Consider the following 17,558-nt stretch of genomic DNA (forward strand, 5'->3'; position numbering starts at 1 on the left):
CAGGTACCTAATTAAGGCAAGCCATGTTGGCTGCCTCTTTGTTGTCACAGGAACCTGCCATGCCTCCCCTCATTTGGATTCTGTTTGCCGGACCTCTGTCATGGTTACGGCAAGCCCAGCTTGTGTCAGCCACCTACTTCAAACCCGAAGACTGGTCGCAAAGTGATCAGCGATTCGGCTGGACTCTTCCCAACAAACAGCCTTTGTGGCCCTCTTCCCTGACAGGAGGGTCGGCAGCATGAGTTCGCGTCGTACTTGGATCATGATTCCCGTTCTGGCCGGCGTATTGGCCATAGGCTGGCGTTTGCTGCCAGCCTCGCAAGAAGCTCAAGCAGGGGGAGCCTATCCGCCTGCCGTCGTCGAACTATCCAGCGTCGAGTCCCAGACCGCTCCTCGTCTTTTGCATGCCGTCGGTGCACTGGAAGCCTGGCAGCAAGTGCTGCTCAGTGCAGAGACCAGCGGCCGTATTCGCAAGATTGATTTCACCTCCGGACAGCAAGTCAAGGCAGGCCAGCCACTGGTTTTGCTCAATGACGAACTGGAACAAGCCAGCGTGCGCCGCGAGCAGGCACAGGTCAAACAGGCCGCCATTCAGCTCACCCGTGTACGCAAGCTGAAGGAACAGCAAGCCGCTACCCAGGAGCAGTTGGATCAAGCCCAGGCCGATCACGCTGTGGCCCAGGCCCAACTGCAATATCAACGCGCTGAACTGGCCTTGAAACAGATTGCCGCCCCCTTCTCGGGTCGCATCGGTATCACCAGCTTGCATCAGGGCCACTACTTGCAACCCGGCCAAGCCATCGCCAGCCTGGTCGATGACAGTCAACTGCGTGTGAACCTGACCGTGCCAGAGCAAAGCCTGCCGGATCTGAAGGTGGGCCAGACCCTGCACGTACAGGTGGACGCCTGGCCAGGCGAGAACTTCCAGGCTGAAATCAGCGCCATCGATCCCTTGATTGGAGATTCGCGCACCGTGCGCCTGCAAGCGCTGCTGCCCAACCCGGACAATCGCCTGAAAGCGGGGATGTACGCCCGTGCTCAATTGAAGCGCCCCGCCGAAGCGCCCGTCCTGACCGTGCCCGAAACCGCATTGACCTACACCGCCTACGGCCAGACCGTGTTTGTGGCCTCCCCCACGGATCAGGGTCTGTGGCAGGTCAAGCGCGTGGCCGTACAAACTGGCGAGCAATGGGATGAGCGTGTCGAAATCATTGATGGCTTGAAAGAAGGCGACAAGGTTGTGAGCGCCGGCCAGATCAAGATTCAGGACGGCTCCACAGTACAAACCGCCAAGGACAAGGAGCCCGTATGAACACCACCTCCCGTCCCGGCTTTACCGACTTGTTCGTTCGTCGGCCGGTACTTGCCCTGGTGGTCAGCGCCTTGCTCCTGATGTTGGGGCTGTTCTCTTTGGACAAGCTGCCCATCCGGCAGTATCCCCTGCTGGAGAACTCCACCATCACGATTACCACCGAGTACCCCGGCGCCTCTGCACAACTGATGCAAGGCTTTGTCACCCAGCCCATCGCCCAGGCTCTGGCCTCGGTGGAAGGGGTGGATTACCTGTCCTCCAACTCCGTGCAAAGCCGCAGTGTCGTGACCCTGCGCATGGAGCTGAACCGCGACTCTACCCAGGCCCTGACCGAAGTCATGAGCAAGGTCAGCCAGGTGCGCTACCGCCTGCCTGAAGGCGCCTATGACCCGGTTGTGGAACGCTCCTCCGGGGACTCCACTGCGGTGGCCTATGTAGGCTTTTCCACGACGTCAATCTCCATCCCGGAACTGAATGACTATCTGTCCCGCGTGGTGGAGCCTATGTTCTCCACGATTGATGGCGTGGCGAAAATCCAGACCTTTGGTGGTCAAAAACTGGCCATGCGACTGTGGCTGGACTCGGACCGCATGGCGGGCTATGGACTGACAGCTGCCGATATTGCCCAGGCTGTACGTGCCAACAACTATCAGGCCGCCCCCGGCATGGTCAAAGGCCAGCATGTCTTGAGCAATATTCAGCTCAATTCGGACCTGACCAGCGTAGCCGAATTTCAGGACCTGATCGTGCGCGAAGACGGCACCTCGCTGGTAAGACTGCGCGACGTAGGCAAGGTAGAGCTGGGAGCAGCAGCGACGGAAACCAGCGCCCTGATGGATGGCCTGCCCGCGATTCACCTGGGCTTGTTCCCCACTCCCGGCGGCAACCCCTTGCGGATTGTGGAAGGCATTCGTGATCGCCTCCCAGCCATTGAGGCCACCTTGCCTCCCGGCGTGGAAGTGGCCCTGGCTTTTGAAACCGCCCGCTTCATCCAGGCCTCGATTGATGAGGTGCTCAAGACCCTTACCGAAGCCATGATTATCGTGGTGCTGGTGATTTATCTGTGTCTGGGTTCTTTCCGCAGCGTGCTGATTCCGCTGGCTACCATTCCCTTGTCCATGTTGGGAGCAGCCGCCTTGATGCTGGCCTTTGGTTTCAGCATCAATTTGCTGACCTTGCTGGCCATGGTGCTGGCTATCGGACTGGTAGTGGACGATGCGATTGTTGTGGTTGAAAACGTACACCGTCACATTGCCGCCGGACGCTCACCCGTGGTGGCGGCTTTATTGGGCGCACGTGAAGTGGCCGGCCCAGTGATCGCCATGACCCTGACCCTGGCCGCCGTCTATGCCCCGATTGGGCTGATGGGTGGCCTGACTGGAGCACTGTTCAAAGAGTTTGCCCTGACGCTGGCCGGTGCCGTGCTGGTATCCGGGGTCGTGGCCTTGACCTTGTCCCCAGTGATGAGTTCCTTGCTACTGCCCTCACAGCAAGATGAAGGTCGCATGGCGCACCTGGCAGAGAGTTTCTTTGGTGGTCTGTCGGCCCGCTACGGTCGATTGCTGGCCCGCTCCTTGCGCCATCGCTGGATCACGGGCGCCATGGCCTTGCTGGTCTTTATCAGCCTGCCCGTGCTCTATCAAATGACGCACAGTGAGCTGGCTCCCATTGAAGATCAGGCCAGCGTGCTGACAGCCGTGAAAGCTCCGCAAAATGCCAACCTGGCCTATGCCGAGCGCGACGGCAAGCTGCTGGATGACACGTATCGTGAAGTGGCCGAAACCGAAAGCACCTGGTTGATTGTGGGGACAGACGGCCCGGCTGCCAGCTTTGGCGGGATCAACCTGAAGGACTGGAGCAAGCGCGAGCGCGATGCCAGCGCCGTACAGGGTGAGCTGCAAGGACGTGTCAGCGCGATTCCCGGCAGCAGTATCTTCGCCTTCCAGCTTGCCCCCTTGCCCGGTTCCAGCGGCGGTCTGCCGGTTCAACTGGTACTGCGCAGCCCCGGCGACTACCGCACGGTGTACGACACGATGGAGTGGGTCAAACAGCAAGCCCGAGAAAGCGGATTGTTCGTCGTGGTAGACAGCGATCTGGACTACAACAAGCCCGTTTCCCGCGTGGAAATTGACCGCAGCAAAGCGGCCAGCATGGGGATCAGTCTGCGAGATATTGCTGATTCCCTGGCCGTGCTGGTGGGCGAGAATTACCTGAACCGCTTTTCGCTGGATGGTCGCTCGTATGACGTGATTCCACAAAGCCAGCGTGAACTGCGCCTGACAGCTCAAGCACTGACACGTCAGTTTGTACGCAGCGCCAATGGCGAGCTGGTGCCTTTGTCGGCCATGGTTCAAATCCACAGCGAAGTGGAACCCAACAGCCTGCGCCAATTCAACCAGCAAAACTCGGCCACGCTGCAAGCCATTCCAGCACCGGGCGTCACGTTGGGTCAAGCGGTGGGCTATCTGGACGACATCGCCCGTCAATTGCCTGCAGGATTCACGCATGACTGGCAATCGGAGTCGCGCCAATTCACCCAGGAAAGTCAGTCTCTGGTGTGGGCCTTCCTGGCCGCACTGGTGGTGATTTACCTGGTACTGGCCGCACAGTACGAAAGCCTGGTGGACCCCATCATCATTCTGGTGACGGTGCCCTTGTCCCTGTGCGGTGCCCTGCTGCCTTTGGCCCTGGGATTTGGCACGCTCAACATCTACACCCAGATAGGTCTGTTAACGCTGGTCGGCCTGATCAGCAAGCACGGCATTCTGATGGTGGAGTTTGCCAATGAACTGCAATTCAAAGAGGGCCTGAAAAAGCCCGAAGCCATCTTGCAAGCCGCCCGCATTCGTTTGCGCCCTGTGCTGATGACAACCGGGGCCATGGTCTTTGGTCTGGTGCCTCTGCTGTTTGCCTCCGGTGCGGGTGCTAACAGCCGCTTTGGCCTGGGTGTGGTGCTGGTCTCGGGCATGTTGATCGGCACGGTATTCACCCTGTTTATCTTGCCGACTTTGTATACCTTGCTGGCGCGTGATCACGCCCATCAAGCAGACACCCCGCGGGCGCGCGATCTGGCGCAAGCCCTGCGCCCTTCGACTGGAGAACACTCATCATGACGCCACAACTATCAAACAGGCTAGCGCCTGTGGCGCGTGCTCTGCGACTGGTGATCCCCAGCCTGATCCTGAGCGGTTGCGCTGTGGGACTGGACACCTCCATTCCCACCGCTCCAAGCTTGACCGACACCAACTGGAACAGCCAGTTCGCTCAAGCCACCGAGCAACGCGAAAACTGGTGGACCTTGCTGCAAGACCCGCAGCTGGACGCCTTGATTGCCAAGGCCCTGGATCACAACCTGGATATTGCCCAGGCACAGGCCCGCTGGCGGGCCTCCCGTGCCCTGATCGACGAGCGCCAACACGACCGTCTACCCGCCGTTACGGCCCACGCCAGCTACAACCGTAGCGGTTCACAATTTGCCGCGCCCGATGGCTCCACTGATCACGGTATTACCGAGAACTGGCGCCTTGGCATGCAGGCCACTTGGGAGATCGATCTGTTCGGTCGTCTGGAGCAACTGGCCCGTTCTGCGCAGGCTCGCAGCGAGGCCAGTGCAGACCAACTTGATCTGACTCGCCAGGCTATCGCGGCTGAACTGGCACGCCAATACGTGCAAGCCCAAGGTTTGCAACGGCAACTGGCTCTGGCTGAGGACGACGTACGCAGCTGGGAGCATACAATCAGGCTGGTGCAGGCTGGCGTCTCGCTGGGTCGGGAATTGCCGGAGAATCTGGACAATGCCCAGGCTGGTCTGGAGCGCGCCAAAACCCTGGTGCCCCAACTGCGCAGCGACCTGGAACTGGCTCGTTTGCGCATCCAGGTGCTAAGCGGCGGGCAAGCCGGGAGCATTGATACGCCGTTGCCCAGTGCCAAGGCACCCTTGGCCGCTTCCTTGCCGTTAGGTGATGTGAACGCCATGCTGTTCAACCGGCCTGACGTACGCGCCGCCCGGCAGGAAATCCTGGCCAGCTCGCACGAAGTGGCCGCCGCCACCGCCGAGCTGTACCCCCGCCTGGATCTGGCTGGCTTTATTGGCTTTTTTGCCTTGCGAGGTAGCGACCTGGGCCATGCTGCCCGTGCCTTTGATGTTTCACCTGCCATACAATGGCCTGCCCTGCGCCTGGGCCATGCCAAAGCGCGCTTGCGTGGCATGGAGGCGGTGGCCGATGAATCACGCCTGCACTATCAACAAGTGCTGTTGCAAGCTCAGGAAGAAATTCAGGGCTCTTTGCAACGGCTGACTCAACATCAGGAAAGCCTGCTTAGCCTGACTCGAGCGGCGTCACATCTGGAAAATGCCCATGAGCGTGCCTTGACGCGTTATGAAGTGGGAGCCGGTGCCTATCAGCAAGTGCTGGAAAATCAGCGCAGCCTGAACCAGACCCGGCAAGAACTGGCAATAGCGGAAACCGGCTCGTACCTGAATGTAATTGCCTTGTATCAGGCCTTGGGTTGGGGAGTGGCGACACCAAGCTCCACTGAGTAACTTCAAGCTTGATCGGATTGGGGGTGGTCTGTCTCGAAGATAGGCCGCCCCTTTTCTATTTGTGCATCCGTCTGTTGCAAAAACTCGGATAGATTCGCAATCTTGCTTTGCATTAGCCGATCCAGCAGCTTTCCGCCAAACCACAACAAGGCGCAGCAGAAAAACGTAATCGGCAATACATACCAACGCAGCCAGACCGATGCATCCAGCAACCAGCCAAGCGCGGTAAAAATCACCACTAAAGTGCAGGCAATCCAATTATTGCGCTTGGCCTTGAGCAAGAATTTCCTCAAATCCAGGTGGCCACGGTTCAAAGTCTCTAATTGCTCGTGAAGCTGATCACGGTCTTTTTGCAGTTGCACCCAGGCAGCGCGCTGCTCTGATGTCACCGCAAGGGCAGACCGGGGCTGTTCATATTCCTGATGGCTCATTATCTCTACGCTGGGGCAGCGGCGTACTCTAGAAAATCGCTATTGTAGGAGGAATGAAAACGGGTAGTGTTTCTGCCTTTTTCTCTTTACCAAGCAAGCCTATGCCTACCACTTCAATCACGCGCCTGCTCTAGCCAGCCACCGCAGCTCAGCCTGGCCAAAACACCTGGCTAGTTCCCCCGCAAGGACGAACCTTTTTGCCCCAGGGACAGCACTTCACTGGCATTCACAATGGCAATCGAAATATCCTCAATCGTGCTGCGCTTGTTCATGGCCTGCTCACGAATCAAATCGTAGGCCTGGTCCTCTGACACCTGATGGGTACGCATCAAGATCGTCTTGGCTTGCGCCACATGCCGCTGCCCCATCAGTTTGGTTTGCAGCTTGCTGATCAGCCGACGTTGCTGGCGCAGTTCTTTATGGTATTTACGTGCCAGCACCACCGTGGACAACAAGCCAAAAGAGCGTATGGGCGAAGGCAGGATCGCCTGAATATTCAAATCCAGCACGGCCGACACGATCGTGGGGTTTTCATAATTGACCACGGCAATAATCGTGGGTGCTTCCTCCTCGCAGACCCAATCCAGGCGCAGGTGCAAAAGATCAGGCTGCACGGCCAGAAAGACCAGATCCGTTCCTGAAGGCAGGTTTTGCGTGGGTGGCCAGATCGTCTGGACCGAACACCCGATACGCTGCAGTTGCTGGGTCAGCAAGCGGCCATCGCTATCGTCCGGATGCATGACCACCATCGTCAATTGCCGCAGTTCCTTGAGCTGCGGCGAGGTGGCATGCGGAAAACGATTTCGCACTCGCAAAGGCTTGTTTGCCGGCTCATCACCGTAGGAAGAGGAGTTGGCCACGCTTTATGTCTCCAAAGTATCCAGCTTGGCAGTCCAGTCGCCCAAGGAATGGGTAACCAGATACGGGTCGGGCGAGACCGGGCGCGTTGCCTGGCGCACAATCGCAAATTCGCCGTCGGCATTGATGCGGCCAATCCGTGGATAAAGCCAAGTATGGTGATTATTGGGATCGATCTTGATCCGCCCCTGAGGTGCATCCAGTTCACTGCCCAGCAGGTAGGGCAGCAGATCTCCGATCGCATCACTGGCGGATTGTCGATACGCATTGGCGAACAAATGCATCTGTGAATAGGCAGCTTCCCAGCACAGATTAGGGTGGCAGTCGGCCCCAAAGCGCTTGCGCAAACTGGCCAGACAACGCGCATTGACTTCCGACTCGATGGACTGAAAATACGGTGCAGCGGTGAAGTGTCCACAGGCAATTTCCGCGCCCATCTGGGCAATCTCGGCTTCGGAGGTCGTCAAACTGGCAATGGGCATGGTTTGCGGATTAAAGCCCGCATTGGCATAAGCGCGATACAGATTGGCAGTGGAGTCCCCCACCACGGTGGAGAAAATAAAGTCCGGCTGCTTCTGGCGTATGTCTTCCATGATCAGGCTGTAATCGCTCTCGCTGGCATCCAATGGCAGATAGTGTTCGCCCAGCACGTTGCTATCGGGATGCTGCATGACCAGCTCGCGCATGATGCGATTGGACTCATAGGGGTAGATATAGTCCGAGCCAATCATGTAGACCCGCGCGCCAAAATTGCTGGTCATGAAATGCGCCAGCTGCACACTGTTCTGATTGGGCGCCGCGCCGGTATAGATCACATTGCCCGAAAACTCGAAACCTTCGTACAGGGTGGGATAGAACAAGAGCTTGTTCCACTTCTCCACAATCGGGATCACGGCCTTGCGGCTGCTGGACATATAACAGCCAAAGATCACATTGACGCGGTCCTGCACAATCAGCCGCTCGGCCTGTTCAGCGTAGCAAGCGGGCCTGGACGCCGGGTCGTAGCACACCGCCACCAGTTCACGCCCCAGCAGGCCACCGGCCTCGTTGATTTCCTCAATCGCCAGTTTGGTACCCTGCCATTGCGACTGACCAATGGTAGAGGTCATGCCGGTTGCGGAATAAAGAACGCCGACGCGTACGGGTTCGTTGTGAGCCAAAGTCCATCTCCTGTCTAGCATGGTAGGGGCGCAGGTCGACGGACCTGCCGGTAAACACTACGAGCGAGCATCAGGTTACTCCAAAAAACTGCATTACTCTGGCCCCCACCACGCTTGCACTCCTATGAAAACTACCAGGCATCCATCATGATCAGGGTGCCGGGCAACCAGCAGGTCAAGGCCCCGATCAGGGCGGTATACGCAGGCAAGATACGCAAGGATCGTCCCAGTCCCAAGGCTAGGAAAAACAGAAACCACAGGCTGGACCACAAGAGCCACATGGCGATCAAACGCGGATCGCTGACAGAACCGGCAAAGGCCAGTGCGCTGATGGCAACAAACAGGCAATACCAGCCAAAACCCACTCCTTTCAGCCCATACCACTGCACCACAGCCAGATACAGATAGGTGAAGGCAAACAGCAGCCCACCAGCAACGGCAAAGTAATCCGCCATTTGCTCGCCGCGCTGCAAGCCCAGCAAATTGATGAACAGGGCCAACAGCCCCACCAGCAAGTTAAAGGGGGCCAGGTCCCGACTTTCAATACGTCCAGTCAAACCCACGCCATTCACAATCAGCACAGCCCCAATAAAGAAAAGCGCAACACCCAACATGGCATAAGCCTCCAAAACAAGGTGACGATTCCGGCCTGGCTGGCGTCAGATATTGCTGACGCTGCGTGAGCTCTGTGTATCGCGATGGCATCGTGCCGCGAAGCAGGGTTCCAGATAGTTCGCAACCTAACTACGAGGTCGGATTTATTTCAGGCAAACGAAAAGGCCCAGACCGGTTCAAGCATTGAACCGGTCTGGGCCTTTTTGCCCGGCATCGGCGCTGGCAGCATTGGCAGCGGATGTCGTGTCTATTCGGAAATGTCGCAGCGATCTGAAATCGCGATCGATGCAATTCTTACATAGCCTGCTCTATCGTCTGTACTAGCGATTACCCTAGCGGCTGATGATTGACGTCCTAAATATATTTTGTGCTACAGTATTTCATCGATTTAACGATCTGATTCTTATTTCATGAACCGCCCCGCATCCTCTTTGCCAAGCACTCTGCCCCTGTCGCGGGCCGCGTCGCTACGGGCGGGCTCCCCTCCATCTGTCTTGCTGTTGACTGTCGTCGCCCCAGGCGTCGTCAATCAAGCCGCAGTCGTGTCCGACGTCGTCGTCGACACACGCGTCTACAGCGTCTGCTCCTAAGACCTCTTTTTCTTTTCCTGCGCCATTGATGCGCCTGGAATGTCTTTGCAGACAAACCTAATTTATTTAGACAGATAAAGAACATCATGATTTCTTCTTCTCGCGCCCAAGCGGGTGCTATTGCCCTGTTCGTGCTGCTTTGGGGCAGCGCGGGTATTTTCACGCGTATCGGTTTGGATCATGGCTCGGTTATGGCCATGCTGATCCTGCGTTTTGCCATCGCCCTACCTATGGTGATCATGCTGGGGCACTTCAATGGCGGCTGGCTGCCGCCCAAAGGGCAACGTCTGCTGCCAGCTATCAGCGGTTTGCTGATGATCGGGCTGTATTCGTTTTTCTATTTTGAAACCCTGGCTCAAGGGATCACACCGGGTCTGCTGGCGACGATCCTGGGTGTGCAGCCAATTCTGACCTTGGCTTTGACCGAGCGGCGTTTTTCTTTGAGCCGTGTGGCCGGTTTGGCACTATCGCTGACAGGACTGATTCTGGTGGTGTATCAAAGCCTGATTGTCAGCCGTTTGTCCGTGATGGGTCTGGTATTTGCAATTGCTGCTTTGTTGAGCATCACTGTGGGGACCATTGTTCAAAAGCGTCAGCCCGTGGGGGCTTTGCAAGGAATGCCTTTGCAGTATTCCTTGTCTCTGGGCTTGTTTATTCTTGCGTCCCTGGGTTTGGGACAAGAAATCCGCTGGGAGAACACATTGGGCTTTTGGGGACCGGTGGTCTGGCTTGGTCTGGTGATTTCCGTACTGGCCCAGTTACTGCTGTATCGCATGATTCGCAGCGGGAATCTGGTCAATGTCACTAGCCTGTTTTATCTGGTTCCTGTGGTGACGGCGGGATTGGATTTCCTGATTCTGGGGAATACCTTGGCAGCTCGCGCAGGGCTGGGACTGGTGGCTATCTTGGCGGGTCTGTGGCTGACATTACGGAAGAAGGCGGCGTAAGTCTGCTTTTTATAAGTGGGGTTTCACGGAGAGTTAAATCGGTCTTTGAATGATGAGATCGGTCTCCGTGAAGCCACCACTTGGGTCCCTCTGCAGGGATTGGGCTGAGCACTTGCCGGTGCTGCGCACCGGTGCCCTAGTCAGGAGATAGCTACGGGCGCATCCTGAACTCGCGGGGTGGTTCGTCCCCCGGACGAACCACAAGCGCCCCGCTCAAACAGCAGGATGCTTGCACCCCTACGCTATCTCCTGCCCGCGGCAAGTACTCTGATCCGCCCAATCCCTGCAGAGGGACCCAAGTGGTTCACAGTGATACATATCCACGATTCAAGTCGGTTTGCTTCCCAAATCCAGGCACGGCATGGACAGATCTCAATGCCTAGATCTTTATTCTTAAGCGGCAACCCTCAAAGCGCCCTTCTAAAAACTACTGATTTACGAGCTCTCGCTACAGATCGATACCTGTCATCAGCGTGTGAATACTGCAGGCATGCTAATTATCATTGCTGAATACTTTTGGGCTTTTTCAACTGGCCGCACTCCGCCCAATCGCAGTAGCCCTTCAACTCATCACAACAACTCGGCCAACCACAAGCCCTGGCCCCACCAAGCACCAAACCCAAAAACACTAGACAGCCCCCCGTCCGCGCTACAACCAGCACTTCCTTCCGCCACAAATCGGTTTTTTATATTTCTCCGTTGTGAGCCGCTTGGGGGCCGGGTCCAGGGGGGCGGGCGATTCAGACTGCTTGCCGCAGGCGGTTCTGATATCCGGGATGCAAGCCCTGTACTGTTTGAGCCCGACGCTTGTGATTGGTCCGGGGGACCAATCACCGGGCGAGTTCACAGGGCGCCCGGATATCAGAATCGACAAGGGTACCGATGCGCAGCATCGGCAAGTAGTCAAGCCCGCCCCCCTGGACCCGGCCCCCAAGCGGCGTCCCCACAGAGACACCAAACAAAAAAAAACCGACATCTCCAACCCTGGGGTCGGGCGAGATATCGGTTCAAAAGCCGGGGGCCTGTTCCCGGCGTGCTACCGTTTCAAAACGTGCTTCTAATTATTAATTCCAGAAGAGCCAATCCCAGTCACCTCACTGCGCCGCAATCCAGTCCTGCAATTCCTTCTCCCCTTGCCAGGGTTGGCTTCGATCAGCACTAGCCGCACGCGCCTCGGCAACCAGTTCGGGAGTGACCGCCTCTGCCTCATTCCCCCACTCATGGCGAATGAAATTAAACACGGCAGCTAGCTCCGCATCACTGAACTGCTCCGCAAAAGCAGGCATCGCGCCCTGATATTGCTGCCCTTTCACCGTGATAGGCCCGTTAATGCCATGCAGCACCAACTGAGCTAACACTTTGGGTTCGCCCTTCACCCATTCAGAGTCAGCCAAAGGCGGAAACACCCCCGGCAAACCTTGCCCCGTCGCCTGATGACACGCCACACAGGCATTGGCATACAACTGCTTACCATCCGCAGATGCACTGCCAGGCGCAGGAGCCAGAACCGCCAAAGGACGCTGATCCCCCAAACGCGGAGAGCTGTTGGGCTGAGCCGAGACGATGTAATACACCGCCCAGGCCAGCAAGGCCAAAATCACCAGAATCACTACGCGCGGAACCGGGTTGTACTGCTCGTGAGGATCTGCATTCTCGCTTTGACGACTTTGCACAGGGCGACTCATTCCTCACCTCCCACGGCATCCGCACTCAAGATCGGATACACATGCTTGAGCGACTGCAAATACACCACCAGATCCAAAGCCTCCGGACGAGCCACCACCACCTTGCCCTCCGGTGCCACACCTGGCGGCAGGCTCACCACACGCTCATCGGGCTGTACCTGATCCGGGTCTTTGGCCTCGAACAAGAAACGATAGGGAGGCATATTGCTGCCCGGCGAGTAAGCGCGCGGGTCGTACAAGTGCCCCAAATGCCAATCCTGACTAGGCTGACGCACACCAATATTGAACAGATCCGGCCCGGTACGCATGGTGCCCAGCAAAGGCGGATCGTCGTAGTGATAATCCCCTGCCACCGAAGCGCGCCCCCAACCACGGCTGGCATCCGCCACACCCGCGCCCGTTGTACTGGGCTGCTGCGTGTGACAAGTAATGCAGCCATTGCCCCGATACACCGCCCGACCGCGTATTTCCTGACTGGTATAAGGCAACAAACCTTCCGGGGCAGGCTCGTCTTTCAGCTGCAGAAACGGCACCACAATCATGGCCGCCGTTGCCAGAGACAAGGTCACCATGGACCCGATAATCAACTTCAGTTCGTTTTCCATGTCCTTAAACCTCCAGCTCAGCGGTACGGCGCACTGCAGCCGAGCGGGACTCGGTCAAGGCAAACGCACCCGACTTCACAATCATCAGCAGTACGTGCAGGGCGAAGACCAGATGGCCCAGCGTCATCATGGCGCCGCCAATAGAACGGCCTTGCAACCAGGGCATGGTGACTGCCACCGACTCCATAAAACCACGGGCAGGATCCAGCAAGGCCAAACCTTGCAGCACGCCACCAATGCTGAGCGTGATCATATACACGGCAAAGCCAGCCACCACCAGCCAGAAGTGCCAGGAGATCAAGGCAGGACGGGGCCAGGCCGTGTTCAGAATGCGAGGCAAGGCAAAGTACACTCCGCCGAAAATCACCATGGTCACAAAGCCGTACATACCCAGATGAGCATGAGCCACCGTGAAGTGCGTGAAGTGTGTAATGGAATTCAGCGAACGCAAGGCTTCAGCAGAACCTTGCAGGGACGCAACGGTGTACATCATGGCGCCAAAGACGATGAAACGCAGAACGGGCGAGTGACGCAGCGCACTGAAATGCCCCTTCAACGTCAAATGCTGGTTAGCCGAGAAGGCCAGCACCGGAATCACCATCATCACGCTTTGCACGATGGACAAGGTAATCAGCCATTCAGGGATAGGACCACCAATCAAATGGTGCGCACCGACCTGTCCGTAGAAGAAGGCCAAGGTCCAGAAACCCAGCAGCGACAAGTTGTAGGAGCGCACAGGGCGTCCAATGACTTTGGGCAGGAAGTAGTAAATAGCGGCAATCGACATGGGGGTATAGAACAAGCCCAGCACGTTATGCCCGAACCACCAGTTCATGGTGGCTTGCTCCACCCCAAAGTGCACGCCAGGAACCTTGGCGACCAGATACAGAATGGGGAACCAGAACAGCGCCGCGCCGATGTACCACACCGACACGTACAAGTGCTTGACCTTGCGTTGCGAGAGCATCAAGGCCAGCGGCATGCCGATCATCATGCCGCCAAAGGCGAACAGCACACCGATTTGCCAGGGGATTTCCAACCACTCCAGGCCCGCGTTCAAGCCGATGGCCAAAGCACCAATCCCCGCTACCAGCGCAGCATTCCAGACCAGACCGCCCACAATCACCAAACGGCCACCCAGCAAAGGGGTTTGCAGCAAGCGCGGCAACATCCAGATCGTTAGCCCCAACAAGCCCATGGGTGCCCAGCCATATGCCACGCCGTTCAGGTGAATCGTGCGCAGACGGCCAAAGCTCAACCAGGAAACGTCACCCAGGAACTCGGGCCAGTGCAGTTTCAAGGAACTGATCAGACCCGCAAACGAGGCCACCACCAGCCAGACTACCGCACAGACAATCAGTAAAAACGCAGGCATGGAACTGGAACGGTCGGCCTGTTCACGCGCCGCCATTTCAAGCGCGCTGGTTTGCTGACCATGGTTCTCTGCAATATGGTCGGCCGCCGCCAGGCTTAGCGCCTGCCGTTGGGCAGCATCGGCCGAGGGTTCTTCGGGCTGGCCGATTTCGCCCTTGTGAAAAATAGTGCGCGCACCACTGACGTCAGCATCGAACAGGCCCTTGCGCAAGGACCAGATAAAAGCAAAAAGCCCGGCAATCGACAGGATGAATGCGGCAAGCAAAAGCGCCGTCGGGTTCATGGTATTCCTCTGATTAGATAGGCCCGCAGCCCACACGGGCACGGACGAAAACACCCGGCAAGGCTACCTGTCGGCACAGAGCATTCCAAGAATCAGTTAAAGCTTAAAAAACCCTATCAGTTGTCCTGAAAGCCACGCAAATCGCCGTTTGCTTGTGCTTGAAGACATACCCATCAGATAATAAAAAAACCACATTTATTAAAATTACCGTATCAGATGGAGCGCAGAAGGACATGAAACTGTACGAGACTCTGGCCAAGGAACTAGCCCAGGCCATTCTTGACGGCACAGTTGCCGCAGGCGAGCGCATGCCCTCTGTGCGTCAATTGATGGATAAGCACAAGATCAGTGCCTCGACGATTTTCCAGGCGTATTACCGACTGGAAGCACAAGGCTTGATCAAGGCGCGTCCTCGTTCGGGCTACTACGTCTGCTCCAGCCTGGCGCCTCATACCTTGGAGGCAGACACGGCCTCCCAGCCACCGCTGCAAGCGACCAGCGTTAACAATAGCGACCTGATCATGGCGATCCTGCAATCAAGTTCCGAGCGCTCCGTAGCGCCTTTAGGCTCCGCTTTCCCCAGCCCTGTGCTCTTTCCTCTGGAACGCTTGGGCCGCTTCTTGTCTGCCAGTCTGAAACAGCAAGATCCCTGGGCCAGCGTGGACGATCTGACCCAAGGCCACGCTCCCCTGCGTCGCCAGATTGCCTTGCGCTATCTGGCTCAAGGCATGGCCATCAATGCCAACGATATTGTGATTACCAACGGAGCTCTGGAAGCGCTGAACCTATGTCTTGCAGCGGTAACTCAACCGGGTGACATCGTGCTGGTGGAATCGCCCACCTTTTATGCCGCGCTGCAATCGCTGGAACGCATGAAGCTGCAAGCCCTGGAAGTGCCCACCCACCCGCGTGAAGGCATTGATCTGGAAGCGCTGGAACACGCGATCAAGCATCACGCCCCCAAAGCCTGCTGGCTGATGACCAACTTCCAGAACCCGCTGGGCAGCCTGATGCCCGATGCCAAAAAAGCCCAATTGGTCGAGCTGCTGGCCCGCTATGAAATCCCCTTGATCGAGGACGATGTTTACGGCGAACTGTACTTCGACACGGAGCGCCCCCGTCCCGCCAAAGCCTTTGACCGTCAAGGACTGGTGATGCACTGCTCCTCTTTTTCCAAAACCCTGGCACCCGGCTATCGCATCGGCTGGGCTGTGCCGGGACGCTATATACGTGAAGTCGCCCAGGCCAAGTTGACTACTACCCTGACGTCTCCCGTGCCCACCCAATTGGCCCTGGCCAGCTACCTGGAAAAAGGTGCGTACGAGCAACACCTGCGCCGTTTACGCACTCAACTAAAAAGCCAGTATGCGCAGTTCTCCAAAGCCTTGGGACGCTACTTCCCCGCACGGACTCGGGCCACCCGCCCCGAGGGCGGCTACTTCCTGTGGGTGGAGCTGGAAAAAAGTGTGCAGACCCTGGAACTGCATCGCCAGGCCCTGTCACAAGGCATCAGTCTGGCACCAGGCTCCATCTTTTCAACTACCCAGAATTACAGTCATTGCCTGCGTCTTAACTTTGGCCACCCGTGGACAGAACACAGCGATCACGCGCTGGAAATACTGGGTAATTTATGCCGACCATTGCCACTTAAAAAGTCATGAAGCGTAGTGCCTGACGATAGAAAATAAGAATAGGCAAGTCATTGAATAACAAACAAAAAGACAGCATGATGGCTTAGTTACATAACGCAACAACACTGTCTATTCAGGAGTTTTTGATGGCCCATACCTTACGTAGCAAGCTGATCGGTGTCTGGCAATTGGTGTCCTTTGATTTTGTCCCGGAAGATGGCTCGCCCAATTACCCGGGGTTTGGGCCAAATCCCATTGGGCAATTGACGTACACAGAAACAGGTTACGTGACAGCGCAACTAGGTAGCAAAGACAGAACGGAGCAAGACAGCAGCCAAACGCTACTAGACAAATACTTGGCCTACGCAGGAACATTTGAGGTCGATGAAACCTCTCAGTGTGTTACCCACTTTGTAGATATGTCCCTATCTCCCAATTGGCTCGGTATTCCCCAACCGCGGTTGGCACGTCTTACCCAGGATGAGCTCGAACTGACGACAGGCACGCCCATCACCGTCGCAGGCAAGCTGGGCACAGGCACCCTCTTGTGGCATCGTGCCAAGCCTGTCTGACCGCTTGGGGACACCACCCCACGGCCAGCTTATGCTGGCCGTTTCAGTTTTGAGTCTCACTATCTAACAGGCCCAGAAAATAATCCACAATCGCGTGTGCGCGCCTGTCCTTACGCATGGCCAAGGACAAGGGAATCGTGAACTGACGCTGCTGCGGGTCCACCGCAATCATCTGGCCCTTCTCTACCCAGCGAGCCGCCACGTGCTCGGGCAAGAAACCGATGTATTCCCCCGTCAAAATCAAAAAGGCGATCCCTTCCCGGTCACTGGCCGTGGCAACACAATTCAGATCCTGGTGTTGACCGATCGCCTCCAGGCTCATGCGATAAGCAGGCGCAATGGCTGCAGCCCGGCGCAAGACTTCCTGAGACACTGTCCCTTCTTGCGCCGCGGCAAACAAAGGATGTTCCCAGGAGCAATACAGAAAATAAGGTTCGGCATAAAGCGTGCGATACTCCAGCCCGCTCAAGGCATTGGTTTCAGGCAGCACACCCATATGCAAGCGACCGTCCAGTAAACCACGCTCAATCTCACCCGGCGTACTCATGCTGATATGGACGCGCACCGCCTCACTGTTTTGCCGCAAGGCACGCAAGGCCGAGGTGATGTGCATATGAGGCTGCGAGATCAGGCTATTCATCAAGCCTATATTCAAGTCCCCCCGCAAACTGGAATGCAGCTGGTTCACCTCACTGCGGAAATTCTCCACCGCAGCCATCAAGGTTTCACTGGCCCGCAGTACCTGTCGCCCTTCTTCCGTCAAGGCAAAACCCGCCCGGCCACGCTGACACAGCCGGATTCCACCCAAACGTTTTTCCAGATCGCTCATATGCAAGCTGATGGCCGAACGTGTAATGCCCAGCACGCCTTCCGCAGCCGAAAAGCTGCCCACTTGCGCTACCGTTCTGAACACACGCAGCAGACGCAAATCAAAATCGGAAACCTGCAAGAG

Annotated in this window: 14 protein-coding genes; 6 read left to right on the plus strand and 8 right to left on the minus strand. The window is 57.0% G+C overall.

The features are described 5' to 3' along the window. Positions 1-238: 238 nt before the first annotated feature. From N879_RS10455 to N879_RS10465, 3 genes are read left to right on the plus strand one after another with little or no spacing between them, the layout of a single operon-like run. Positions 239-1,312 (plus strand): efflux RND transporter periplasmic adaptor subunit, encoded by a 1,074-nt coding sequence (locus N879_RS10455; protein ID WP_009459332.1) that lies wholly within the window; start codon positions 239-241, stop codon positions 1,310-1,312. Next, a complete protein-coding gene (locus tag N879_RS10460) occupies positions 1,309-4,425 on the plus strand; it encodes a MexW/MexI family multidrug efflux RND transporter permease subunit (protein ID WP_009459334.1) in 3,117 nt (1,038 codons plus the stop codon). The genes N879_RS10455 and N879_RS10460 overlap by 4 nt, the downstream gene beginning before the upstream one ends. Continuing rightward, the gene (locus N879_RS10465; protein ID WP_031232707.1) at positions 4,422-5,855 is read left to right on the plus strand and encodes an efflux transporter outer membrane subunit; all 1,434 of its coding nucleotides are present in this window, start codon (positions 4,422-4,424) and stop codon (positions 5,853-5,855) included. The genes N879_RS10460 and N879_RS10465 overlap by 4 nt, the downstream gene beginning before the upstream one ends. Before the next feature lie 2 nt (positions 5,856-5,857). On the opposite strand, the gene N879_RS10470 is transcribed toward N879_RS10465, so the two are convergent. The 4 genes from N879_RS10470 to N879_RS10485 form a co-directional block, all read right to left on the minus strand. Beyond that, a complete protein-coding gene (locus N879_RS10470; protein WP_021446941.1) occupies positions 5,858-6,286 on the minus strand; it encodes a hypothetical protein in 429 nt (142 codons plus the stop codon). Positions 6,287-6,456: 170 nt separating this feature from the next. Continuing rightward, positions 6,457-7,146, minus strand: coding sequence for an ANTAR domain-containing response regulator (locus N879_RS10475; protein ID WP_009459347.1), 690 nt, complete (start codon positions 7,144-7,146; stop codon positions 6,457-6,459). Between the two features lie 3 nt (positions 7,147-7,149). Beyond that, positions 7,150-8,304, minus strand: coding sequence for a transporter substrate-binding domain-containing protein (locus tag N879_RS10480; RefSeq protein ID WP_009459349.1), 1,155 nt, complete (start codon positions 8,302-8,304; stop codon positions 7,150-7,152). Positions 8,305-8,435: 131 nt separating this feature from the next. After that, positions 8,436-8,918 carry an AmiS/UreI family transporter gene (locus N879_RS10485; RefSeq protein WP_009459351.1) on the minus strand — a complete coding sequence of 161 codons (483 nt, stop codon included), beginning with the start codon at positions 8,916-8,918 and terminating at the stop codon, positions 8,436-8,438. Positions 8,919-9,595: 677 nt separating this feature from the next. Between N879_RS10485 and N879_RS10490 the strand changes: the two genes are divergently transcribed. Then, on the plus strand, positions 9,596-10,456 hold the full coding sequence (locus tag N879_RS10490) for a DMT family transporter (RefSeq protein ID WP_009459353.1): 861 nt from the start codon (positions 9,596-9,598) through the stop codon (positions 10,454-10,456). 1,094 nt (positions 10,457-11,550) lie between these two features. Here N879_RS10490 and N879_RS10500 read toward each other — a convergent pair. The 3 genes from N879_RS10500 to N879_RS10510 are packed head-to-tail and all read right to left on the minus strand — an operon-like array spanning position 11,551 to position 14,403. Continuing rightward, the gene (locus N879_RS10500) at positions 11,551-12,141 is read right to left on the minus strand and encodes a c-type cytochrome (protein WP_009459357.1); all 591 of its coding nucleotides are present in this window, start codon (positions 12,139-12,141) and stop codon (positions 11,551-11,553) included. Next, positions 12,138-12,746 carry a cbb3-type cytochrome c oxidase subunit II gene (locus N879_RS10505; RefSeq protein ID WP_009459358.1) on the minus strand — a complete coding sequence of 203 codons (609 nt, stop codon included), beginning with the start codon at positions 12,744-12,746 and terminating at the stop codon, positions 12,138-12,140. Before N879_RS10505 ends, N879_RS10500 begins: the two co-directional genes overlap by 4 nt. Positions 12,747-12,750: 4 nt before the next feature. Then, the gene (locus N879_RS10510) at positions 12,751-14,403 is read right to left on the minus strand and encodes a cbb3-type cytochrome c oxidase subunit I (RefSeq protein WP_009459359.1); all 1,653 of its coding nucleotides are present in this window, start codon (positions 14,401-14,403) and stop codon (positions 12,751-12,753) included. A gap of 233 nt (positions 14,404-14,636) precedes the next feature. On the opposite strand from N879_RS10510, the gene N879_RS10515 reads away from it, so the two are divergent. Both N879_RS10515 and N879_RS10520 read left to right on the plus strand, forming a co-directional pair. Beyond that, on the plus strand, positions 14,637-16,064 hold the full coding sequence (locus N879_RS10515) for an aminotransferase-like domain-containing protein (RefSeq protein WP_009459360.1): 1,428 nt from the start codon (positions 14,637-14,639) through the stop codon (positions 16,062-16,064). A gap of 116 nt (positions 16,065-16,180) precedes the next feature. Then, on the plus strand, positions 16,181-16,606 hold the full coding sequence (locus N879_RS10520; protein WP_009459361.1) for a lipocalin-like domain-containing protein: 426 nt from the start codon (positions 16,181-16,183) through the stop codon (positions 16,604-16,606). Positions 16,607-16,649: 43 nt separating this feature from the next. Here the strand turns inward: N879_RS10520 and N879_RS10525 are convergent, their stop codons facing one another. Continuing rightward, entirely contained in the window at positions 16,650-17,555 is a 906-nt protein-coding gene (locus N879_RS10525; protein WP_009459362.1) for a LysR family transcriptional regulator, read from the minus strand. Positions 17,556-17,558: the final 3 nt, after the last annotated feature.

Source organism: Alcaligenes sp. EGD-AK7 (assembly GCF_000465875.3).
In the GTDB taxonomy this organism is placed as follows: domain Bacteria; phylum Pseudomonadota; class Gammaproteobacteria; order Burkholderiales; family Burkholderiaceae_B; genus Alcaligenes; species Alcaligenes phenolicus.